The organism is Psychrobacter raelei, from assembly GCF_022631235.3.
Taxonomy (GTDB): Bacteria; Pseudomonadota; Gammaproteobacteria; order Pseudomonadales; family Moraxellaceae; genus Psychrobacter; species Psychrobacter raelei.
This window is the reverse complement of sequence record NZ_CP093310.2, coordinates 2,880,832-2,905,200: the sequence shown is the minus strand read 5'-3', so window position 1 is coordinate 2,905,200 and position 24,369 is coordinate 2,880,832. Positions and strand designations below refer to the sequence as shown.

Sequence of the window (24,369 nt, the reverse complement as noted above, 5' to 3'; positions counted from 1 at the left end):
TTAGGCCACCTCGTCATCTATAAAGCCGCCATGACGCAGTAGTGCCTCAATGCTGGCTTCACGGCCTCTAAAGGCTTCAAAGTTGGTCTTGGCAGGCAAGCTGCCGCCTACCGCTAAGATATTATCGCGGAAAGATTGACCGGTGTCTGCATTAAAAATCCCCTCTTCCTCAAAGCGGCTAAAGGCATCCGCGGACAATAGCTCTGCCCATTTATAAGAGTAGTAACCTGCCGCATAGCCCCCAGCGAAGATATGACTAAAGCCATTGGCAAAGCGGTTGTAATCTGGGGTATCTAGGATGGCAATATCATCACGCACACCATTTAAAGTCGCTAAAATGTTCTGATAATCGGGTGCCGGTGATTGGGCATGGATGAGCAAATCAAATAAAGCAAATTCAATTTGACGTAAGGTTTGCATACCGCTTTGGAAGTTTTTGGCTGCCAATAGTGCCTCAAGCTGCTCTTTTGGTAGCGCCTCACCAGTGTCAACATGCGCACTAATAAGTGCGATACCCTCTGAATGCCAAGCCCAGTTCTCTAAGAACTGACTGGGCAACTCCACAGCATCCCATTCAACGCCATTGACGCCGGCCACATCGCTAACGCTCACTTGGGTTAATAAATGATGCAGGCCATGCCCAAACTCATGGAACAAGGTCAATACTTCATCATGGGTCAATAAACTTGGCTTATCGGCAGTTGGCGGTGTGAAATTACCCACCATAAAGCACACAGGCAGTTGGCTATAAGCATCATGTGTACTGCCAGTATACTCATAATGGGCCTGAAAACCGCTCATCCAAGCACCGCCACGTTTGCCGCTGCGAGCATATAAATCGAAGTAGAAACCGCCAATTAAACTGTCATCTTTATCAAACAGCTCATAAAAGCGCACATCGTTATGCCACAGTGCCACTTTGTCAGACTGCTCTATGGCACGTACCCCAAACAGCTTGTTGACAATGGTAAATAGCCCTTCAATCACTTTAGGCAGAGGGAAATAAGGACGGATTTCTTCTTGTGATAAGTTGAATTTGGCCTGTTTTACTTTTTCGGCCAAGTAGGCAGTATCCCAAGGCTGAATCTGCTCGATGCCCAGCTTAGCAGCTTCTGCTTGTAACTGTGCTAAATCAGCCTCGGCAGCAGGCATAGCTTTGCTGGCCAAGTCACGTAAGAAGCGCTCTACTTGCTCAGCACTGTCTGCCATCTTGCGTGATAAGGAGACTTCAGCATAGTTGTCAAAGCCCAAAAGCTGTGCTTTTTGAGTGCGCAACTGTAATATCTGCGCCATGATATCGCTGTTATCCAGCGTCTCTTGTTTGGCGTTTGTGTGGCTATCAAACTGTGAGGCACGAGTGACATACGCTTTGTATAATATTTCGCGCAGCTTACGATCCTCAGCATGAGTCATCACAGCCAGATACACTGGGATATCTAGGGTAGCCACATACTCAGGCTTATCTTGCATCGACGGGTCGGCGTCTTGCTTGGCGATATACTGCTCAGCTGCTGCTTTGAGCATGGCAAGACCACTTTCGGTAATGCCGGCAAGCTGCTCATTGCTTAAAGGTAGCGCAAAGGCCTGTGTGGCATCCAAAATATTGTCTGAGAACTTAGCAGATAAGGTCGATAACTGGCTTTGAATATCAGCATAACGGGCCTGCTCTTCGGCAGCTAGGCCAATACCAGACAGCTCAAAGCTTTGAATAGCAAGCTCAATAGCACGCTTGCGTGCAGGCTCTAAGCTTGCAAAGAATGCGCTGTCATTTTTGATGGTTTGATAGCGGCTATATAGAGGTTTGTTTTGACCCACACGGGTACCAAAGGCGGAGAGGGCAGGCAGCAAGTCATGATGCACATCACGGATATCCTCATTACTCATCACGCTATTAAGATGAGACAAAATACCCCAACTGCGGTCTAAGTCTAGGCCAATATGGTCAAACTCGATAATATCATCCAAAGCCTGCTGAGCTTCAGCCGGTGCACTGTGCTGCGTATCTAATTTATCCAAAAAAGCGGTGCCTTTCGCTAAAGCATCAGTTACCTGCTTTTTGAGCTGCTCTGGGGTAACTTCAGAGAAGTTGACCAGATGTAAATTTGGATCAATATCTTTGGTATAAGAGGTAGGGTGCATAAATGAATTCCTAAAGCTAACAAGCGAATGGACAGTAATAAAAGGGATATTAACTTAAATACCGGCCAGCTACATAACAGTCTAATAACAGCCGGCTAAATAGTAACTGTAAACAAATTAACAGCTTAAAGTATAAGAAATCCTAGGTTAATACTGTAAAAATAGACGACAAAATACGCGCTTTGTAATAACTATTGAGTCTATCAGCACAGATTACAAGAGGCCAGTTGCGCCCTTATCTGCTGATTGTGCGATTAAGCGGTGTTTAGGGCAATTTGTTTATCGCCGTTGTTTTTATGGTTTGTTTGTAGTTTTGTCTGCAGTGAGATTGTAGGAATACTTGATCGACAAAAAGGGCGACTCACTTAATTACACAACACACACAAGCTATTAAGTGCCCTCAACATTGCTTTACAAAATCATGTGGCAGATAGGGTGTTTAGTTGTTAAGGTGAATTATATAGTCAAAATAAACAATAATTTTAAGAAAGCAAAGCAACAATAGTCCAAAGCAACAATAATAAGGAAATTTTTATGAAAGCGACTTTGAAAAGTTTACGCGAAAGCACAGCAAACCCTGCAGTAAGTATCTTTGTAACCACGCACAGACAGCATCCTGATAATGAGCAAGACCCTATTTCTTTAAAGAATCAACTTAAAGTGGCGCAAGAGCGGATTACTAATGAGTACGATAAAGGGACAGCGGCGGCTATTATGGACAAAATCCATGCCGAAACTGATCATCTAGACCACAACTATAACCTAGATACCTTAGCGATATTTGCCAGTACAGAAGATGTCCAGGTTATTCGTCTGCCTTTTGATGCCAAAGAGCGTGTGATTATCGGTGAACGTTTTGCGACCCGTGATTTGGTTCGTGATATGGCAAGTGCTGTACATTATTACGTGGTGGTACTCGGCCGTGACCAAGCCCGCCTGATTGAAGCGGCAAACGGCCGTGTGATCAAAGAGTTTGATCAGAATGACAAAGCGCAAAACCACATGGAAAGTATTCCCTTTCCTATTGAGAACAACAGCCTTTATAAAACAGGCGATGGTGGCTCTGATCGTTCAGCGAACAACGAAAACAGCTACCTAAAAGAGTACTTTAACCGTGTGGATAAGAGTGTTCAGGAGCTGTGGGGTGAGCATAGAATGCCACTGATTTTAGTAGGGGATAACCGTAACATCAGCTATTATAAAGAAGTCTGTGATCGCCCTGATAATATCATCGGCGCCGTATCTAACGTAACCGATTTAGAAAATGGCAGTGCTCAGCATATAGTAGATGGCGTACAAGAAGCCGTTGAAGCATATCGCAGCTCACTGCATGAAGCGGCGTTAGGCGATATTGATAAAGCGCGTGGTGTAGAGATGCTGCGCACAGATTTACAAGAAGTTTACCGTGCAGCCTTCCAAGGTGCGGGTGAGACCTTGTACTTGCGCCGTGGTTATATGCAGCCTGCAACAATCGATGAAAAAGCGCAGACGTTAGAATTAGCAGAGGATCCTACTGCTGACGGGGTAACCGATGATGCGGTGGGTGAAATTATTGAACAGGTCATTCATAATGGGGGTAAGGTGGTATTTATGCCGCAAGACATTATGGATGAACAGATGCCGATTGCTTTGGTAACTCGCTATTAGCCTCAAATCGTATCATCCAAACAGCGCTAAACCCAAGCTGCTGTGAGTGATATAAAAAGACACTGATTTATAATCAGTGTCTTTTTTATTAGGTTCATAAGATGGGTTTATTAAGCCGATAAGATAAGTGAGCTATTAAGTCTTGCCAAATAATTGCTAACAATATACTGCATTAAAAAACGAATCGACCTCAAACCTTAAGCCCAATCCATATTATAATCATCCAGACAAGGCTAAGCGCTCATAATAAAAATAAAGCCATTTTAGTTCACTCACTTTGACACTATTAAGTATATTGATAATGATAAATTCCAATAGCATCACCATTACCACTTATAACATCCATAAAGGCATGTCTCCGCTCAATCGCCAAGTTGTGACCAAGCAAATAGGCATGGCTTTAAAAGACTTACACCCTGATATCTTATGTCTACAAGAAGTGCAGGGGCAAAATCTTAAACGTATGGTCAAATACAACGAATACCCCAATCAGTCGCAACATGAGTGGTTTGGTGAATATCTAAACTGCGCACATAGCTATGGTAAAAACTGCGAATATGAAAATGGTCACCATGGCAATGCAGTGCTCAGTCGTCATCCACTTGACCCCAAGCACAATGTAAATATCACTGTAAATAAGCTTGAGCAAAGAGGCGTGCTGCACTGTGAAGTGTTGCCTTTGGGTTGGCCTGAGCCGGTGGTGGTGCTGTGCGCTCATTTAAATCTGTTAGAGAATGATCGTCAAAAGCAGTATAGAGCCATTGCTGAGTACGTCAATGACACCATTGATCAAAGCCGCCCCCTTATCTTAGCGGGTGACTTTAACGACTGGAAAAAAGTCTCGTGTCAAAGATTGGCGCATGAGCTTAATATGACAGAAGCTTTTATGCAAAAACATAAAAAGCTGTTGCCCACTTATCCGGCTAAGCTGCCGGTACTAAGCCTTGATCGTATCTATGTACGTAACCTAAAGGTTAAGCGGGCTTGGGTGCATAAGGGCAAGCCTTGGTCTGAGCTATCGGATCATTTACCCATCAGTGCTGAGCTGAGCTTATAGGGGACAATAAACCTCAAGCATTAACTGTCAGCTAAAATGATAAGCCAATAAAAAAGCCACCCAGATAACTGAATGGCGCCTTTTTATGCTTAACGGTTCAACTTTTTTGTCTCAAGCGTTGTAAGCTTATAGACCGGTCTAAGACTTAGGTTTACCACGGCCTCGGCTACTACGGCGACGAGACGGTTTTTTGTCTTCCCCATGTTTAGCGCTGCTGTTTTGAGCCGATGGCTTTTGTTTAGCGTTGGCTTTACCGTCTTTTTTGGTTTGGTTCATGGCGCTGGCTTTAAGCTTGGCAATAAGCTCAAAGTCAATTTGCAATAAGTCCATGTTGACCGCAGCCACTTTAATACGTACTAAGTCGCCTAGACCATAGACCATACCTTTGTCTTGGCCGATAAGTTGCTGCTGCTTTTCATCATAAACGAAGTAGTCTTTACCCACGTTTGAGATGTGCACTAAGCCATCAATAAACAATTCAGTCAAATTGATAAATAGACCGAAGCTGGTGACTGTGGTGACCACACCATCAAACTCTTCACCCACATGATCTTTCATGTAGTGGCATTTTAACCAGCTCTCAACAAAGCGCGAAGCTTTTTCAGCACGGCGCTCCGTATCTGAAGTCTGCTGACCGGCTTCTTCTAGCGTAAAGTCCATTTGCGGTTGTTTTTTACCAGTGACTTTGGCCTTAATAGCACGGTGCAGCATTAAGTCAGGATAACGGCGAATCGGTGAGGTAAAGTGTGAGTATTCATCATAAGCAAGACCGAAGTGACCGATGTTGTCCGGTGAGTAGTTGGCCTGCATCATAGAGCGCAGCAGCATGCTGTGAATACTCACCGCATCTGGACGATCTTTGGTGGCTTCGATAATCCGCTTGTAGTCCGCCTGAGTGGGGTTTTCCTCTGGGAAACTGATACCGAAGTTTTTGGCGTATTCATGCACTGTGCGAGATTTCTCAGAATCTGGCTTATCGTGATTACGGTATAACACGGGCAGCTCATTTTTAAGGGCAAAGTTAGCAGCACAGGTGTTGGCCAATAACATAAGCTCTTCAATCAGCTTGTGCGAGTCACCACGGGTACGTGGCACGATGGCATCAATGCCGCCTTCTTCATTAAACTTAATATAAGTCTCAGGTGTCTCAAACTCCATCGCATTGCGCTCTTCGCGCTTTTTAACCAATACTTTGTATAGCTGATGCATGGTATCGACAGATTTTTTAACGTCTTTATTGCCTGTTAAAGAGTCTGGGACATTTTCCATATTACCGTCAAAGTAATCATTGACTTGGTTATAAGTCAAACGGGCTTGAGAGTGCATCACAGAAGGGTAGAACTCATAACCGGTGATATTGCCGGCGCGTGATAACTTAATATCGGCGACCATGCATAGACGGTCAACGCCTGGGTTTAATGAGCACAGGCCATTAGACAATACTTCTGGTAGCATCGGTACCACATGATGTGGGAAATATACGGAAGTACCCCGCTCGAAGGCTTCATGGTCTAATGCTGAATTGGGGGTGACATAATGGCTCACATCGGCGATGGCCACTACCACACGGTAGTTACCGCCTGGACGCTTCTCCGCATATACCGCATCGTCAAAGTCGCGTGAATCTTCACCATCAATGGTGACCATTGGCAAGTCGCGGATATCAATGCGGCCTTGCAAATCTTTCTTGTTAGGCTCTTTATAACTATTGGCTTGCTTGATAACACCTGCACCAAATTCGCTTGGGATATCATAGTTAAGCAAAGTGGTTTCAATAATTACCTCACGGTCATTATCATCATCCATCACGTTAACGATTTTACCCGTGGCAAATTCGTGTTGAGTCGGCCAATCGATAATGTCGACTTTTACCGCAACACCTGGCTTGGCATTCACTGCCTTGACATTGTCTTCGGTAACGGTAATCGGTTGATGATTGTTGGGGCTTGCCAAAGATACGGTATAGCCTTCATCATCTTTTTCTAAGGTACCGATAAAGTGAGTCTGTTGCCGATCGATAACCTCAACAATACGTCCTTCAGTGCGGCCACGATTATCGGTGGTGGTGCCGATAGCATTAACGGTATCACCGTTGAATACCCAGCGCATCTGTTTTTCATGCAAAAACAAATCTGGCATGTCATCAAGTACCAAAAAGCCGAAGCCTTTGGCATGCGCTGATACGGTACCTGTGACCACATCTTGCTTTGTCACAGCGCGGTATTTATAAGGTCTACCTTCACGGTTGACTTGGCCATCACGGGCCATGGCCTTTAGGCGGTTGCCTAAAGCGTCAAATTGATCTTCATTGTCAATCCCAAAAGATTGAGCCAATTGTTTGTGAGTAAGCTCTCCTTGATCGGCCAAGGTTTGCAAAATAAGCAAGCGGCTTGGGATAGGATTTTCGTAGTTTTGAGCTTCTTGTTGTGCGTTAGGATCGTTCCAGGTCATATAATACCGTATGAGTTATTTGTGTTTTAATTTAAATGTAAGGGTGGTCTGATAGTTCAAGTGATTTGATAGTTAAATTGACCAAGTCAGTGTTTATAAATAAGGTGACTGTGTTGGTCTCACAACCGATTTTTTCGTGCTAAGTTGAGTAGCCATATAGGCTAATAAACACGGTTTGGTTCAATAGCGCTTTCATTAGGTACTATGTGATTAACTATATAAGTGATTCATTATAAGTCAGTACAGGGTAGGGGGTATCGAATCGCTTATTAACCCGGTGGCCCTTATTATTTGCTTTTTTTAGCATGTGTACTTATTTTAGCGTGTGTACTTAGTTTGTACTGAGTCTTATAGATAGTCAAATGAAGGTTTTTGTACCATCGAAGCTATATTAACATAAAAAAAGCGTTAATAAGTATGAGCAACGATGATACTACGGGTTAACTAACGTAAACAAAGCGTATTGATTGTGACTGCTTGATTTCCTGCCCTCACTAAAGAGATTGCATTTGTAGTGCAGTTGTCTTGTAAGATTAAGCCATCTAGCCTTGTATGTTGATGTGGCCAGCTTGGTTTTTTTGTGAAATGAGCGTCATTTGACACAAGTTAGCCGACCCCCACCACAATTAGGCCCTAAAAAGTCAAAGCCCCACTGTAATCAGTAGGGCTTTGATGTTTCGTTGATGAAAACTACGAAGAGCATGGTGGCTTATTCAGCTTTGCTTTTTTCGTCTAAATAACGACCGATTTCATCTTTAAGAGCCAATTTACGGCGCTTCATTTCCTCGATTTCTTCTTCACGGCTAACTGACTTAACTACGTCATTTTCAAGCTTACCAATTTCAGTATCTAATTCGTTGTGTTCTTTGAACATTTTTTGGAAATGAGAGTCTGTGTTTTTAAGTTCAGAGATTAAATCACGGTGTTCATGGAACATAGCGTAGTCCTTATTTTCTTGGTTTTATAAACTAAATAAAGCGCTTATCTTAATGTTAAAAGTAGCACCCTATTTAGTGGGAGAGTTTATATTTATTGTTGGCTTTAACTAAATTGTACCCAAAATTGTTGCTAAACACTATGCCTAAAAGCGGTTATTTTGCCAAAATTACAATACTCCTCATCTCATCCATTATTAAGGTAGTGGCCTGACCAAAGGCGCATGATAAGCAAATGTATTGTTTTGGAATACAAAACGTTTAATCTTAATCGTTTAGTTTTATAAATTGCAGTGTTGAGGTTTATCCGCTTGCCGTTTGGGGCGCAAGCTTCGATAATAGGGGTATGAGATAACACGACAATCAGTCAATGGGCTGGCTCATTAATGTCGTGTTTCACCCTTTTTGGTAATAAGACAGCAAATAAAAATTAGATAAGGAGCTTACCATGTTAGACCAAAGTTTATTAGATGCGGTAAAAAGTTATAGTGAAAATATGACTCGCCCAATCCATTTTGTGATTGGTACTGGTGAGCATGATAAAAAAGCTGAGTTGGTTGATTTTTTAAGCAAAATTGCAGGCACCACAGACAAGATTAATTTTGATGAAAATAACACAGACGACAGCCTGCCAAGCCCAATCAGCTTCAAGATTACCACAGAAGGCGATGATGTCAGCAGCGAGACCGGTATCGTATTTAGTGGTATTCCAGGCGGTCATGAGTTTACCTCACTTATCTTAGCCATCTTACAAGCGGGTGGTCACACACTAAAGCTTGATGAGAGCATTCAAAAGATGGTGAAGCGTATTGGTCATCCATTACAGTTCCAAACTTATGTGTCGCTATCTTGCCACAACTGTCCTGAAGTGGTGCAGGCGCTTAACCAGTTTGCGTTATTAAACGATGGTATTAGTAATGAGATGATTGATGGCGGCTTGTTCCAAGAGCAAGTGGAAGCCAACAACATTCAAGGTGTGCCAGCGGTATTCCTAAATGGTAAGCCATTCTTAAACGGTAAAGTGGACACAGCACGCATTATCGACAAGCTACAAGAGCAGTATCCTGACTTGTTAAGCGCAGCAAGTGAAGACGATGCTGAGCAGCTAGAGCGTCAAGATGTGACTGTTATTGGTGGTGGCCCAGCCGGCGTTGCAGCAGCAATTTATACCGCACGTAAGGGTCTAAAAGTGACCATCGTTGCCGACCGTATCGGTGGTCAGGTGAAAGACACCCAAAGCATTGAGAACTTAATCTCTGTGCCATTGACCACAGGTACTGAGCTGTCTGCTAACTTTGAAAAACACCTAAACGAATATGACATCAACATCAAAGAGCATGTGAGTGTCAAAGAGCTGGGCGAAACTGAAGATGAAAACTACACCATCGAGCTAAACACCGGCGAGCAGTTTGAAACCCGCAGTATCATCTTAGCGACAGGTGCGCAGTGGCGTAAGCTAAACGTACCAGGTGAAGATGAGTACGTCGGTAGTGGTGTGGCATACTGTGCACACTGTGACGGTCCGTTCTTTAAAGGCAAAAAGATTGCCGTTGTTGGCGGTGGTAACTCAGGTGTTGAAGCGGCGCTTGACTTGGCAGGTATCGTTGAGCATGTGACCGTGGTTGAGTTTGCTGATGACTTAAAAGCCGACCAAGTACTGATTAACAAAGCAAAATCAAAAGACAATATTGACTTTATTACCTCAGCGGCGACCAAAGAGATTAAAGCCACTGACGGCAAAGTAAGCTCGATATTGTATGAAGACCGCGCCTCAGGCGAAACCAAAGAGCTTGATTTATCAGCGGTATTCGTTCAGATTGGCCTAGTGCCAAACTCAGAGTTTGTTAAAGGCTTTGTCGATGTTAACCGCTTTGGTGAGATTGAGATTGATGAAGCTTGTAAGACAGACCGCAGAGGTATCTTCGCAGCCGGTGACGTGACTACCGTTCCCTTTAAGCAAATCAACATTGCGATGGGCGAGGGTTCAAAAGCGGCACTATCAGCGTTTGAATACCTAATGATGCAGTAAGCTGCATGATTTATTAGCCAATATTAAATCATTAGCATCTACTAATATGATCCAATATTGAGCGACTTAGAAAGCCATCCTACGGTGTAGGGTGGTTTTTTTTGTTTTCAATAGTCACTGTTAAATGGTTATTAGGTTTATTTGCTTGGAATGCTGTATGGTCTAATACTAAATTTATTGCTTTTAATCGATAAAATAAAACAACCGGTAACGTGAAATGGGCCAGAGGATGGGCGGTATAAAATGAATGATGAACTTAATAACTTGCTGACTCAGCTTCAGCAGCAGCCTGATAATGACCAACTGATGGCATCTCTTGCGCTTTACTATATGCAACATCCAGAGGGTGACAAAGACCTTGAGTATTTAAAAAAAGCTTATCAGATAAATCCCTCTATCAAGAACACTCACAATCTCGCCTTTTGGTCTTTTTTTGAATATGGTGTGGATGATAGTCTGCCGTTGCAACAACAGGTTCTACAACTGGCCCCACACGCTTATTATCCCTATGCGGCTTACGCTCAGATGCTGATATCTAATGAGGTCACTTTTGAAGATGTTCAGCCTGTTTATCATTATCAGGCTGAGGATTATCAAGCGATTATAGCTGTCTCACACACTGCTTTAGAGAAGTTAGAGAGGCTCAATCAGTCTCAGTCAGATGGCAGTGAATTTATTTTTTATAACAATATCGCTTATGCATATGCAAAATTAGGTGACTATTTGCAAGCTTTTGCTTACTTCGAAAAAAGTGAAAGTCATATCAAGGTATTAATAAATGGCGGCAATAGCCAATATGTGGAACCGATTCTTAATGATCATTTGTATTCGGTGTTATTAAATAAAATCCGCTTGCATATCCTAATGGGCAACAAGCAGCAGGCATTGAATTTACTAAAAGATGCCAACAATAATGAAGCGTCTGACACATTAGATTTGGCCGATTTGTACGCCCAGATAGGAGAGTATGATAGGGCAAATAATCTGGTTCAGACCGAGAATGTGGATGTATCCTGGGGCTGGATTTGGTATGCGATTTACAACAGTGATAAGCAGAATTGGCAGCAAAAAATTGAGCAGAAACTGTATCAGGAGCAGGAGATACTATTAGAATATCAGAATGACCTCAAAGTGTTACTAACAAGCCCTAATAGTGAGGATATAGCCGCAAAGCTAAAAGAGTCTGAGGAAGAGATTAGCTATCAAAAAGCAGAGGTTGAAAAATTAGAGACACTATTGGCAAACGACAGACAGCCCAAGCCACAAGACAACATTCTTAATGACTTGCGTGCTATGTATATTGGCTGTTTATTGTTCGGTTGCCAATGTCATCATAACTTATTTGATGACTCTCTCATTAAAAATGATTAGAACACCATCCCTACTTTTAATCATTGTGAAGAAAAGCTTTGGAATAGCGTTATAACCAATCTAACCCTTCCTTTTAAAAAGGGAGGGTTAGTTATGAGCAGATAAAGCTCTACAAAATCAAGCTTTGGTAGAGTGCTATTTTAAAGAGTTAAATCCTATTTTTTCTCTGGCACAAAGCCATCCGCTTCAAAGCCAACTTTGACATGAGTACTGTCACAAAACGGCTTGTGCGCTGAATGACCACAGCGGCACAGATGCACCTCAGTATCACGAGTGATGGTGCGCCCCGTGCCTGTCACTACTTCGACATTACCATAGATAAAGTTTGGACCATTTTTCATCGGTTCAATGCGTAGCTCGCTGCCACTGGCATCTTTAACCTCAGGCAGTTTGATTTCAACTGAGGCAGGCTCGCCGGTGGCTTCAAAGTTCACCTCTTTATGACTGCCATCACAATAGGGCTTTTGTTTAGAGTGACCACAGCGGCATAACACCATACGTGTGCCATTGTCTTCACCTTGCACACTGTGCTTGGCATGAATGTAGGACGGCCCATTTTCAGTGACTCGAATGGTATTCACCTTGGGTGCGGTTTCCATCGGTGTGCCATCAGGATGATACACTTGGATGGCGCCAGAGGGGCAGTTGTGAGCAATCTCTAACAGCTCATCTGGTGAGGCGTTTTCAGGATGAATCCATTCGCCGTCTACATTGGGCACAAACACATCAGGGCGACCTAACACACAGTTGCGTGAGTGAATGCAGCGATTGCTATCAAAGGTAACGGTTGCATTGTCAGACTTAACGACTTCTTTATTATTGTCCATTGGAGCTCCTATTGGCTTGCCAAGTTAACTGGTATCAGTAAACTTGGCTGGCTAGATAGTAATACCCATTCTCTAAAATAACATACCTTTGTCAAACTCACTTAGTCTACTGATTGTAGTACTTGCGCTCGTTTTTCTTGGTATGTTAATTAATAGAAATAGTATAAATGTTTATTAAGGGGCGTTTAGGCGCCTTAACACTAAATAACTATAAGTACTACTAAGTTAATAATACTAAATAATGATATGAGCGATAGAGATAGGTCAGAAAGCAGTCAATCGGATGACCCAACCACTAACATCTATCGCCTTCATTTAAGATATTAGCACTGATTAAACATAAAGGGCTGTATAGAATTCTATACAGCCCTTTATTTAAAATAAATTCATCGGAGAAGTCTTCGATAACTCGATGCTTAGGTTCGATGCTTATTTGTCGTATAGAGTATCTAAGAAGTCCAAATAGCGGTTCCATGAATTTTTATCCGCGTAGGCGTTATAACTGTCAGAGCTTGATTCGGTAAAGGCATGCCCCACGTTGCCATAAGTGGTCATCTCATTAGGCACATTGGCGTCGTCTAGGCGCTCAGCGAGTTTAACAAAGCTGTCAAACGGAGCGACATCATCTGATGTGCCATGAAACACTAAAATATTCCCTTTGGTGTTGTCATAATTCTGACCCGCTGGTGTATCTAGCCCGCCATGAAAAATAACAAAGCCTTTTTGCTCAAACCCAGAACGTGCTAACTCTAACGCCAAGGTACCACCAAAACAGTAGCCCATAGTCACGCCATTGTAGACATCGTTGCCTTCTGCCTGTGCAGCATTTAAGGCACCCGCCATTAAACGGCGCATCTTATTGCGGTCGTTATCAAGCCCGCCTGTTAAGTGCATTTTGTCGTCAACAGAGGTAGGGCGTATCCCTTGACCAAAGGCATCGGCAGCAAAGACGTTATAGCCCTCTTCTGCTAGCATATCGGCACGCATGCGCTCATATTCTGTCAAGCCATCCCAGTCGTGCAATAGCAATATAAAGGGTGCATTCGGCTTATCTGCTTTCGCATAATAACCCTCATAAGGCTCATTATCGACAGTATAGACGACATTTTTAGTGGTAATCGCTGCCGCAGTTTGGGTAAGTCCTACAGTAGCAACACTAAACACAATAGCGCTTAAAGCTGCTTTGGTTGTTGCTAACGTCGTAAATCTGGATAGCATGACGACACCTCGAAGATTGATTAAAAGTGGGTTAAATGGTTACTGCTTATTAAGCTGCGACAGTTAAATCATGAAAGTTAAGCCATGGGATTTAAACCACGAAATTTAAACCATGACAGATTAGTCGTCTAACATATCACGTTGTTTAGCCGCTTCATATAGACCGTTTGAGCGATTACCGGTACGGCAGAACATTAAGATAGGCTGCTCGGCTTGATTGAAATAATCGGCGAAATCTTCAACATGTTGCATATTTAACTCATTACCTGCAAATGAGATTTCTTTATACGCAACTCCAGCGGCTTTGGCAGCGGCTTCAATCTCAGCGCTGGTGGGCTGGTCTACAGCTTCTCCATCAGGGCGGTTGTTAATGATGGTTTTAAAGCCTTGATCGGCGATTTGTTGAACTTGTTCTGGGGTGATCTGACCTGAGAAGCTGACTTGATGTGACATAAGAAATCCTTATTAACAATAAAATTATGTTTTTTGATGTTATAAAATAATCATAAATACGTGCTATGCGTAACCGGTGACGTCAATATAACTTATAGCAAACCTTGCATCAATGCACTTTGGTAAAGCAGCTTGGCGCGGTGGCCAGAGCCACAAAACAGCATAATAGGTTTTGGTAGCGCGTGATATTGCTCCGCAAAGCGTACGACGGTAGCACGGCTAAGACGCTCTTCATCGAAGGGAATGTGGACATAAGCTAAGTCTTCTTGCTGAGCGGCGACACTTAGCGCTTCACTTGAGGGCTGATGCTCAGTCTCAAGGTCTGGACGAATATTAATCAGTGAGCGATAGCCCATCTGTGACAGCTTTGCGCACTGAGTAGGGTATATTTGCTTATAGATAGTTAACGAGTCGCTCATAATTTTGTGTGTCTAATAAAAGTAAATGGAGGCCACAGACTTTGAGCAGTCAAAGCTTGGGCTTGTGTTAATTTTAGCGTGGTTTTGAACACCAGGTAGTGCTTAATTCGCCTAATGAAATTCTTGTTGCTGCACAGTAGGGTGCTGGTCGTTGTGAAGATTGTCATCGGTTAGTAGGTTAATGGCCTGAACGGTACTCAAAAATACACGTCCGGATAACTCAGTAATCACCGCTGTTTGTTCTATAACATCCATCACCGGCCCCTTAATAAAACTGTAGTGCAAACGCTTATTGTTGGCCACCAGCTCACGGTTTAAGGTGATAAGCATCTCTTGTGCCGTCAAGTCAATGTGGTTGACTGAGGACATAATCAGTACCAACTCAGAAGCTTTAGGGTGCTGGTTGAGCGCTTGCTGGATTTGGCTATGCACTGACTCACTATTACCAAAAAACAAGCTTTCATCAACCCGCATAATCAGTAAATTCTCGTAGGTAATCACATCATGGCGATTTACGTTACGAAAATGCTCGGTGCCTAGTAGGCGGCCTACTACGGCGATATGAGGCTGGCTTGACTGCCAGATCAAGCCAGCAAAAGAGACAATAATGCCGATGACCAAGCCCACATTAAGCCCAAATAGCAGCACCCCAAAAAAGGTGGCTGAAAAGCTTAATGCATCCAGACGATCAGTTTTCCAAGCGCTTTTAAAGGTGCCAAAGTCAATGAGGCTAATAATCGAGGCCATAATCATTGCACCGAGCAGCGCATAGGGCAGCGGCGCTATCATTTGGCTCAAAGACAATAGCGCGATGACCATGACCACTACACTGACCACACTGGCCAAAGGGGTCTTAGCACCAGAATCGACATTGATGGCTGTGCGAGAAAACCCGCCTGCTACCGGAAAGCTTTGGCTAAAACCGCCGGCAATATTGGCCAGACCCAGTCCTCTAAGCTCAGTATTGGCATCGAACTTCTCGCCGCGCAATCGGGCATAGGTACTAGCGACTGAGCTGCTGGAGATAAACACAATAAGCGCCATCAAGCCTGCGGTGGGTAGTAAGGTGGCAACTTGTGAAAATGACTCAAATTCAGGCACAGAGAAGCTGGGTAGGCCGCTTGGGATTTCACCAATAGTGCGAATACCTCGGCTTGCCCACTGACCCAAGTAACTTAAGACAATGGCTACCACCACCAGTAGCAGCGGAAACAATCGTCCAGCCCATTTTGCCTGAGCTTGCGGTAGCCAAGATTCCCAGACATAAGCACTGGCATAGCGATTTAATAAAAACAGAACAAAAGCGGTAGCACCAATTAGCAAGGTGGGCAGATGTAAGCTGTTTAACTGGCTAAACATGGAGATGGCATAGCCTGGCAAGGTGTTGCCGCTGATTGCAATATTGGTTAAGTATTTTATCTGGCTAATAAAAATAAGCACCGCCGCCCCACTGACGAAGCCTGCCGATACCCCGCGGCTAATAAACTGCATGATCCAGCCAAGCTTCAGCTTGCCGGCGAGCCATAATATACCGCCCATCATCAGTGCCAATAAGCTGGCAAGCATGATGTATTGCAAACTGCCCTCAACTGCCAGACCATGCAGGCTACTGGCGGTCATGATCGCAGTAATGGCAACGGCGCCGAGTGCTTGTACACTGCTTGAGCCGACCCAGGCGTAGACCAAAACTGGCACGATTGAGGCATATAGCCCGTACACAGGGGGCAATCCCGCTAATACAGCGTAGCCGAGGCTTTGTGGAATGACCAAGATACCAACCACAATACCGGCGATAATGTCAGCGGGTAGGCGAGAGGGGCTATAGTCTGAAACCCAAGCGGGAATCAGCTTTTTCAGCCAGTCTTGCTTTGTGTGCGGGATGAGTGAGGTCGGCTTGTCAGTCACTGTGGCCTCTTACAGATGGCGAGATAAGTTAATATACTTAATTGTATAATATAACAGATGGCGCAAGATAGCTTGAGATAATGAGTAACGGTTATTTTCAAAGTGATAACTCACCCCAGAGTAGGTGGTGACTTTGTATCAGTTTTTTGCGCTAAGCTGGCAAGTTTGATAAATAACCCCCATTATAGAATTCTAAATAAAATATATAGTGCTAAATAAAACCAATATCCAAGGCAATAAATCAAACATAAACTGCTGTTATTACAGGCGTTAAACCATAAGAGGTAATTTATCATGACCACAGCACAATCACGACACTTGGTTTGTCCTCACTGCTCAGCCACCAATCGCATTCCTGCTAACCGTATCAATCAAAATCCAATATGCGGCAAATGCCAAAATGCCTTGCTAATAGGCAAGCCTGTGATATTGAACGCTCAAAGTGCCCCCAAGATCATCCAAAAAAACGAGGTGCTAACCATCGTCGATTTTTGGGCCAGTTGGTGTCAGCCTTGTCATATGATGGCGCCACAGTTCGAGCAGGCCGCAGCTCAATTGCCGCATATTGTCTTTGCTAAGCTACAAACCGATCAGTTTGAGCAGACCGCAGCACCTTATGGTATCCGCAGCTTACCGACTATGGTGGCTTTTAAAGGCGGAAAAGAAATTGCCCGGCAGTCAGGCGCCCTGCCGAGCAATCAAATTGTGCAATGGGTTCAGTCTTTGAGCTAATTTAAAATCTGATTGGGTTAGGCAAAACACACCTGACCCAAGACCACTGTCTTACTGGCACCGGTAACCGCAGGCAGGTTACCGGTGGCACCCATGATGGTCTGACGTGCAAGCCAAGCAAACGCCATGGCTTCTACCCAAGTAGGCGCAATCCCAAAGTCTGCGCTGGTCAGTATTTGCCAGTTTGGCAATAACGCAGCAAGACGCTTAAGCAAATAAGCATTGTAAGCACCGCCACCACACACAATCAGCTCACCACCTGTCATATCAAGTCGAGTCGCTTCTGCGGCAATGGCATCGCTTAAGCTACGGGCACTTAGCTCAGTTAATGTAGCCTGCACGTCTTGCGGATGCAGTTGGGCGTGAGTCTGCTCGGGTAACTGTTCAAGCTGCTGCTGTAACCAGGAGAGATTGAAATCTTCACGTCCAGTGCTTTTGGGCGTGGGCTGGGTAAAATAGGGGTGACTCAGCAACTGATTTAACAGCTCATCATTCACTTGTCCTGACTGCGCCCACTTGGCATCTGTATCGTACAGCTCATTGTCTTTGAGGCTCTCATCAAGACTTGGCGCATGGTATTGGTACCAAGCATCAAGCAGGATGTTGGCCGGGCCGGTGTCATAACCGATCACCGAAGCTGCTTGCTGCTCAGCTGAGCTGGCTGGCAGCACCGTAATGTTAGCAATGCCGCCTAGATTGACGACGATACGGTGGCCACTATTGTGTTGTGACGGCTCTAACGGCGCACCAAACTGGTCTAAATGAAAAGCGGGTGCCAGCGGCGCGCCTTGTCCACCCACCGCCATATCGCGGCGGCGAAAATCGGTGACCACACTAATTCCGGTGCGCTCAGCGATGATATTGGGATCGACCAACTGTAAGCTAAACCCTAAGTTGGGACGGTGACGCACAGTCTGACCATGACAGCCGATGGCTAAGATGGCCTCAGGACTAATGCCTGACTTTTGTAGCAGCTCATTGACCACGGTACTGGCAAATTCGGCATACTCTCGGCTCGCCCAGCCAAACCACTCAAGCTCGCTGTGTGGCTGCTGATCCAAAATAATGTTTTTTACTGGATAGGCAAGCTGGGCGGTACCATTGGGTTGGCACAGTGCCAATAAGGTCTCACGCAGGTGTTCAGGGAAGGGCTGTGAATGGGTGGCCACAATTTTGTCTGCTGCAGCATCTGTAGCCTCTGCGCTATCAAACTGACAAATCACAGCGTCCATACCATCTAGGCTGGTGCCTGACATCATGCCAATGTAGTAGCCGCTATCGAAGCTCTCAAAGAGGGTGTCTGATAAAGCAGACTCTAAGTCTTCTAGATGGCTTTCATGAGGATCTAAATGTTCTAAAGAGCTGTCTGAGGGGGATAAAGAATGGTCTAAAGAGGGTGCGTCAGTATGTGTCATAGGCCTGCTACAGTAGTTGCAATAAAAAAGGGTAGGCTGCCAAAAGGCAGGACTACCCTATTATAGCAAAAGGCGCTTAGTTAAGCTTTTTATTGAATTTTAATAAGGGGCTTACCATAATCTACCTTATCTGCATTATTGACCAAAACCGCCTCAACAATGCCATTATCTTCACTCAGCACAGGCATCAGTTTAGATAAAACATCGATATAAGCCACAGTTTGACCGACTTGGACGCTATCCCCTGGCTGTACTAATGGTGCCGCAGCCGCATCTTTTCCCAGTTGAACATAACCCACATAGGTTGAGGTGATGTATTTGGCAGCAGGTTTGTTAGAATCACTCTCTTGTTGATCTGCGGCGGCGGTACTATTTTTAGCTGTGGCACTATTTTCAGCTGTAGCACTATTTTCAGCTGTAGCATAGCTTGCAGTACTGCTTAGCTGCGATGGGCTACGATTCACCACAGTAATGGACTGAGTGCCCTCACTGATGGTAACTTGCTGTACTGAGCTGTTGGCAACTTTTTTTACCACAGCTTCAATGGTCGTAATGTCCATGTTGCTCCCTTTTTCTCTTCATAATAGGTGCGAAACCATTGTTTTAGGTTTATATCGTTAGGCAAAACTTAGCGATCTTGTTTAACCGGTGATGTAATTTGCAATAGTAATGACGCTTAATACACTCATGATAAGCGCAATGATCCAACCAAAAGCGGCAATCCAAATCGGATGCTTATAGCTGCCCACAATATTAGAGCGATAAGCGGCAATCAGGATAATAATCATAGCAATAGGTAATATCAGACCATTTAGTGTACCTGCCAAGACCAATAACTGAGCAGGTTTACCCACGGTGGCGAACACAAAGGTAGAGATGAGGATAAAGCCAATAATAAAGTAGCGGCTGTTGCGCTCGATAAAGGGATGAAAATTACTCATAAACGAGACGGATGTGTAAGCTGCACCAATGACAGAAGTAATGGAGGCGGCCCAAATCACAATACCAAAGATAATCTTACCGGCATTGCCTAAAATATGCTCAAAAGGTGACATAGCCGGGTTTGATGGATCGAGCGATACACCCTTAGACACCACACCCAATACTGCTAGGAATAAAAAGACACGTACGATCGACGCTATTAAAATACCTGATACTGAACTGCGAGTGACAGACGGCAGGTTCTCTTCACCACTGACACCCGCCTCCAACAGACGGTGAGCACCGGAGAAAGTGATATAACCACCGACCGTACCACCCACCAAAGTTACGATGGCCATCGCATCAATTTTGCTAGGCATAACAGTCCGAGTCACTGCTTCAGCAAAGGGAGGATTTGATTTGAACATCACATAGATAATCAAAATCAGTAGAATAAAGCCCATCAGCTGAGTAAATCGGTCCATCATAGGTCCCGCTTCACGGCTTAGGAAAATGGCTACCGCAATTACCCCACTAATAAGGGCGCCAGTGATGGGGGAGATGTTGAATACAGACTGCATACCCAAACCTGCACCACCGATGTTACCAATGTTAAAAGCCAGCCCGCCAAGCACGACCAAGAAAGTAAGTAAATAGCCAACCCCTGGGAATACTAAGTTAGCCACTTGTTGTGCGCGCATCTTGGAGACAGCGATAACACGCCAAACGTTAAGCTGAACCCCAATATCCATAATGATGGATATTAAGATCACAAAGCCAAAACTTGCCATTAAGCTTTCGGTAAAGGTAGCGGTCTGGGTCAAGAATCCCGGCCCTACAGCGGAGGTCGCCATTAAGAAAGCGGCTCCTAATATTGCGGTGTTTTTCTTTTTTAATGCTGTCATAAACATCCTTGTTGTCGGTGAGCTGTCAGGAGTAGTCTTAAAATATTTTAAGGTTAAGGGGGTGTTTACATACTCAAATTAAAATCATCAGATACAAATGAGAATGCCTTGTTGCTCAAGCTTTTGCTTAATCTCAGCTGCGAACTGCACAGCATGCTCACTGTCACCATGGAGGCAAATACTTTGGGCTTCCACAGGTACTTGAACTCCATCTACACTGGTCACGATGCCTTGGGTAATCATTTGTAGAGCGTGCTGGGCTGCTTGGGTCGCATCGGTAATCAGTGCATTGTCTTTGCTTCGGGCAACCAAAGAGCCATCGCTTTCGTAGTTACGATCAGCAAAGACTTCGGAGATTGAGGTTAAGCCTTGAGCCTTAGCGACGCTGATTAGGTAACTACCCGATAGCCCCATAATTGCTAGGCTTGGATCAAAGTTTTTGACCGCATTGACAATAATTTTAGCCAACTTCTCATCCTTAGCCGCCTGATTATATAAAGCGCCATGCGGCTTGACATAACTTAGCTTAACGCCAACCAAATCGCACATGGCTTTTGCTGCACCCAGCTGATAATGAATTAGGGCACGGCACTCTTCTTCTGGTAGCTGCTGTGCGGTGCGCCCAAAGTTATCTCTGTCATCAAAGCCAGGATGTGCCCCGACTCGTACATTATGCTGTTTGGCCAGTTTTAAGGTCTCAAGCATGTGCTGATACGAGCCGGCATGTAAACCACAGCTGACATTAGCAGAGCTAATAATATTCATTAAAGCAATATCTTGGCCACAGCCTTCAGCCACATCTGCATTCAAATCAATAGTTTGCAGTTTATTAACAGGTAAATTAGTGGTCATAAGCATATTTCCTAATACGTTCAATATAACGGTGTCTGTCTTGACGGGCTTGTATTGCCTCTTGTATAGAGACCATTTTAAATTGGCATTTTTGGCCAAAACGGGTCTGTGCCATCAGTCCAATATCCGCCTCAATAATGGTGGCAATCTTAGGGTAGCCACCTGTCGTTTGGGCATCGGCCATTAACACAATGGGTTGGCCTTGAGGGGGCACCTGAATCATGCCTGCGGCCACGCCATGCGAGCTCATCTCTGACTTTTGAGCAAACTCAAGTATATTTTCACCAATACAGCGATAGCCCATACGGTTGCTGCTGGTATCGACTTGCCACAGCTGATTCTCAAAGTTGTGTTTGGCAGCCTCAGTAAAGTGGTCGTATTCACTGTTGGCAATAACGCGGATTTGGGGCGCGCTGCTATCAAGATGGGAAGCTGGCATACGAGGAGCGGCCACGCCAATCTCGCTGGTATGCCTATGTGCTGAGTCTAGTTTGGCGACTTTAACGCTATCTTGTGGCTGCAAAAACCGCCCGTTTAAGCCACCAAATTCGGCCTTAGTATTGGTGCTTTTTGAGCCCAGAACAGCCTCAATATCAAAGCCGCCTTGCACTGCAAAATAGGTATACATGCCTTGCAGGGGGCGCACAAGCTTTAAGGTTTGTCCAGCCTGAGCCGTAATGCGCCAATAAGCGTACACCCGCTGCTCATCGAGATAGGCCTCATACAATCCCCCAGTCAAGCAAAAGCAAGTATTTTGCTCGAATTGCACGCTAAAGCTGCCTAAAGTAATTTCAATGGCAGCCGTATCTAATGGGTTTTGTAATAAAGCATTGGCAGCTTTTAATGCCCAAGGATCCATGGCTCCATTTGTGCCCACGCCTAGGCTACGAAAGCCAAAGCGCCCCAAATCTTGAAAACTGGCTAACGCATTTGAGGCTAAAATCTTCATAATCAGTGGCCTATCCCTTGTTTACGAGTAATGAATATCAAGCACCGTGAACTGCAGAGTATCTCCTGCACTCAGTGCGGTCGGCGGGTTTTGTGTCAAATCAAACAGCGGCATCTGAGTACGCCCTAGCAATTGCCAACCGCCTGGGGAGGAGAAGGGGTATACCCCCGTTTGTTCACCGCCAATACCGACCGAGCCTGCTGGAACCTGAGTACGCGGTGTCTCTCGCCTTGGGAAATAAAGCTTTTCTGATAAGCCGCCCAAGTAAGGAAATCCTGGCTGAAATCCAATAAAGTAAACGGTATAAATTGCCTCGCTGTGTAGCTTTACCACCTCTTCTACAGACAGGCCTAACGCCTGAGCCATCGGCTTTAGGTCAGGGCCATATTCGCCGCCATATTGCACAGGTATCTGAATATGCTTGCCTTGAATGCTTTGACCCTCTGTTTGTTTTATCAGCTGTGTTAGGTGTTGTTTTAGCTCATTTAGCTCAATAAAAGTTAATGGCTGGGTAAAAACGCTCAAAGTATTCATACCAATGACGACTTCGGTCACCGTCAGCAGCTTGCGAATACGATCAGCCAAAGCCCAGCAAAGCTGCTGCTTTTGTAGGGTGATAGGCTTAGCAAAATGTAGCGTTAAATTGGTCTCACTACATAATTGCCAAGTGTGCTGGTCAGGGCTGTTGAGTTCAGCATTACTGATCAAGTTTGGCATGCCTTAAGTCCTTTAAGGGTTGATAATATAGAGTCAGTTAAATATTTTGCTCAATCCACTGTTCTAAATAATGGATACTAACCTCACCTTCTTGAAAGCCTTTATCCTCAAACAAGCGCTTATGTAAAGCTAAATTGGTATCAATGCCTTCTATGCTAGCTTCCTTGAGTGCTGCTTGCATATAATTCACTGCCGTGGCTCTGTCTGCTGCATAAACACATATTTTGGCCACCAGACTGTCATAAGAGGGGGGAATCACTGAGCCTGACTCAACATGACTGTCGACACGTACGCCCATACCTGCAGGGAAGTGGCAATAGCTGATTTTGCCGGGTGTCGGTAAAAAGGTGTAAGGATTTTCGGCATTAATTCGGCATTCAAACGCATGGCCAGAAAGCTTAACGTCAGTCTGTTGATACGATAAAGGTAGACCTGCAGCTACGGTAATTTGAGCTTGGACAATATCAATACCACTCACCAACTCGGTGATGGTATGTTCCACTTGAATGCGGGTATTCATCTCGATGAAAAAAAACTCGCCATTTTCATATAAAAATTCAAACGTACCCGCACCAACATAGCCCATTCTCTTGCAGGCATTAACACAGGCCTCACCAATTTGTTGACGCTGTGATTCACTGATACCTGGAGCAGGGGCTTCTTCAATCACTTTTTGATGGCGGCGCTGCATTGAGCAATCACGCTCACCTAAGTGAATCGCGTGGCCTTGGGTATCGGCCAAGACTTGCACCTCGATATGACGTGGTTTTTGTAAATAACGTTCAAGATACACCACAGAATCACCAAAGTTGGCTTCCGCTTCACTCTTGGTCATTGCAATGGCTTTAAGCAGCTCACTTTGTTTGTCGACCACACGCATACCACGGCCACCACCACCGCTGGCCGCTTTAATAATCACCGGATAGCCCACCTTCTCGGCGAGTGCCAATACCTCATTTTCAGTTTCTGGCAAGGCGCCCTCAGAGCCAGGGACACAAGGAACACCCGCTAGTAGCATTTGTTTTTTGGCTTCTACTTTGTCACCCATTTGACGAATGTTTTGTGCAGTAGGGCCAATAAAAACCAATCCTGCGTCAGTTACCGCTTCAGCAAAAGCGGCGTTTTCGGCTAAAAATCCATAGCCGGGGTGAATGGCTTCAGCACCGCTCATGACTGCTGCTGAAATGATGGCTTCTTGGTTTAAATAACTTTTAGGAGCAGGTGCAGGACCGATACAAACACTTTCATCTGCTAATCTTACAGCAAGCGTATCTTTATCTGATTGAGAATATACCACCACTGATTTAATGCCCATTTGTTGACAGGCACGGACAATACGTAGGGCAATCTCACCCCTATTGGCTATCAGAATTTTTTTGAACATATCGGCTTCCTTGCAGAGGCAGGTTAAAGGTTACACAGGGTAA

20 protein-coding genes are annotated in these 24,369 nt (G+C 44.7%); 5 read left to right on the top strand and 15 right to left on the bottom strand.

All coding sequences use genetic code 11. The annotated features are described in order from the left end of the window. Entirely contained in the window at nt 1-2,139 is a 2,139-nt protein-coding gene (locus MN210_RS12210; RefSeq protein WP_241878708.1) for a M3 family metallopeptidase, read from the bottom strand. Nucleotides 2,140-2,673: 534 nt separating this feature from the next. Between MN210_RS12210 and MN210_RS12205 the strand changes: the two genes are divergently transcribed. Both MN210_RS12205 and MN210_RS12200 read left to right on the top strand, forming a co-directional pair. Further along, a complete protein-coding gene (locus MN210_RS12205; protein WP_201544993.1) occupies nt 2,674-3,786 on the top strand; it encodes an AOC03_06830 family ribosome hibernation factor in 1,113 nt (370 codons plus the stop codon). A gap of 301 nt (nt 3,787-4,087) precedes the next feature. Further along, nucleotides 4,088-4,843, top strand: a complete 756-nt coding sequence (locus MN210_RS12200; RefSeq protein WP_011961450.1) for an endonuclease/exonuclease/phosphatase family protein — start codon at nt 4,088-4,090, stop codon at nt 4,841-4,843. A gap of 138 nt (nt 4,844-4,981) precedes the next feature. On the opposite strand, the gene rnr is transcribed toward MN210_RS12200, so the two are convergent. Beyond that, on the bottom strand, nt 4,982-7,294 hold the full coding sequence (rnr, locus tag MN210_RS12195) for a ribonuclease R (RefSeq protein ID WP_011961449.1): 2,313 nt from the start codon (nt 7,292-7,294) through the stop codon (nt 4,982-4,984). Nucleotides 7,295-8,003: 709 nt separating this feature from the next. Next, nucleotides 8,004-8,231 (bottom strand): HP1242/YdcH family protein, encoded by a 228-nt coding sequence (locus tag MN210_RS12190; protein ID WP_011961448.1) that lies wholly within the window; start codon nt 8,229-8,231, stop codon nt 8,004-8,006. A gap of 446 nt (nt 8,232-8,677) precedes the next feature. On the opposite strand from MN210_RS12190, the gene ahpF reads away from it, so the two are divergent. Next, complete coding sequence (gene ahpF / locus MN210_RS12185; protein ID WP_338412282.1) at nt 8,678-10,258, top strand: alkyl hydroperoxide reductase subunit F; 1,581 nt, start codon at nt 8,678-8,680, stop codon at nt 10,256-10,258. A gap of 243 nt (nt 10,259-10,501) precedes the next feature. Beyond that, nucleotides 10,502-11,629, top strand: a complete 1,128-nt coding sequence (locus MN210_RS12180) for a tetratricopeptide repeat protein (RefSeq protein WP_338412281.1) — start codon at nt 10,502-10,504, stop codon at nt 11,627-11,629. 155 nt (nt 11,630-11,784) lie between these two features. On the opposite strand, the gene MN210_RS12175 is transcribed toward MN210_RS12180, so the two are convergent. The 5 genes from MN210_RS12175 to MN210_RS12155 form a co-directional block, all read right to left on the bottom strand. Then, the gene (locus MN210_RS12175; protein WP_338412280.1) at nt 11,785-12,456 is read right to left on the bottom strand and encodes a CDGSH iron-sulfur domain-containing protein; all 672 of its coding nucleotides are present in this window, start codon (nt 12,454-12,456) and stop codon (nt 11,785-11,787) included. Nucleotides 12,457-12,885: 429 nt separating this feature from the next. Then, entirely contained in the window at nt 12,886-13,674 is a 789-nt protein-coding gene (locus MN210_RS12170) for a dienelactone hydrolase family protein (RefSeq protein WP_110817135.1), read from the bottom strand. A 120-nt stretch (nt 13,675-13,794) separates the two neighbouring features. Beyond that, entirely contained in the window at nt 13,795-14,127 is a 333-nt protein-coding gene (locus tag MN210_RS12165) for a protein tyrosine phosphatase family protein (RefSeq protein ID WP_241878700.1), read from the bottom strand. A 92-nt stretch (nt 14,128-14,219) separates the two neighbouring features. Further along, nucleotides 14,220-14,546, bottom strand: coding sequence for a protein tyrosine phosphatase family protein (locus MN210_RS12160; protein WP_011961445.1), 327 nt, complete (start codon nt 14,544-14,546; stop codon nt 14,220-14,222). 111 nt (nt 14,547-14,657) lie between these two features. After that, the gene (locus tag MN210_RS12155; RefSeq protein WP_338412279.1) at nt 14,658-16,451 is read right to left on the bottom strand and encodes a SulP family inorganic anion transporter; all 1,794 of its coding nucleotides are present in this window, start codon (nt 16,449-16,451) and stop codon (nt 14,658-14,660) included. A gap of 294 nt (nt 16,452-16,745) precedes the next feature. On the opposite strand from MN210_RS12155, the gene trxA reads away from it, so the two are divergent. Further along, nucleotides 16,746-17,183: a thioredoxin gene (gene trxA / locus MN210_RS12150; RefSeq protein WP_011961443.1), complete on the top strand. Its 438-nt coding sequence runs from the start codon at nt 16,746-16,748 to the stop codon at nt 17,181-17,183. Nucleotides 17,184-17,200: 17 nt separating this feature from the next. Here trxA and MN210_RS12145 read toward each other — a convergent pair whose 3' ends face one another. The 7 genes from MN210_RS12145 to accC form a co-directional block, all read right to left on the bottom strand. After that, a complete protein-coding gene (locus MN210_RS12145; RefSeq protein ID WP_338412278.1) occupies nt 17,201-18,598 on the bottom strand; it encodes an anhydro-N-acetylmuramic acid kinase in 1,398 nt (465 codons plus the stop codon). Between the two features lie 89 nt (nt 18,599-18,687). Then, nucleotides 18,688-19,158, bottom strand: coding sequence for an acetyl-CoA carboxylase biotin carboxyl carrier protein (locus MN210_RS12140; protein WP_338412277.1), 471 nt, complete (start codon nt 19,156-19,158; stop codon nt 18,688-18,690). Between the two features lie 81 nt (nt 19,159-19,239). Then, nucleotides 19,240-20,424 carry an NRAMP family divalent metal transporter gene (locus MN210_RS12135; protein WP_011961439.1) on the bottom strand — a complete coding sequence of 395 codons (1,185 nt, stop codon included), beginning with the start codon at nt 20,422-20,424 and terminating at the stop codon, nt 19,240-19,242. A gap of 87 nt (nt 20,425-20,511) precedes the next feature. Next, the gene (gene pxpA, locus MN210_RS12130) at nt 20,512-21,276 is read right to left on the bottom strand and encodes a 5-oxoprolinase subunit PxpA (protein WP_241878694.1); all 765 of its coding nucleotides are present in this window, start codon (nt 21,274-21,276) and stop codon (nt 20,512-20,514) included. Beyond that, complete coding sequence (locus tag MN210_RS12125) at nt 21,266-22,225, bottom strand: 5-oxoprolinase subunit C family protein (protein ID WP_110817130.1); 960 nt, start codon at nt 22,223-22,225, stop codon at nt 21,266-21,268. Before MN210_RS12125 ends, pxpA begins: the two co-directional genes overlap by 11 nt. A 21-nt stretch (nt 22,226-22,246) precedes the next feature. Then, the gene (pxpB, locus tag MN210_RS12120) at nt 22,247-22,942 is read right to left on the bottom strand and encodes a 5-oxoprolinase subunit PxpB (RefSeq protein ID WP_338412276.1); all 696 of its coding nucleotides are present in this window, start codon (nt 22,940-22,942) and stop codon (nt 22,247-22,249) included. Nucleotides 22,943-22,979: 37 nt separating this feature from the next. Next, nucleotides 22,980-24,326 (bottom strand): acetyl-CoA carboxylase biotin carboxylase subunit, encoded by a 1,347-nt coding sequence (gene accC, locus MN210_RS12115; RefSeq protein WP_338412275.1) that lies wholly within the window; start codon nt 24,324-24,326, stop codon nt 22,980-22,982. Nucleotides 24,327-24,369 lie beyond the last annotated feature (43 nt).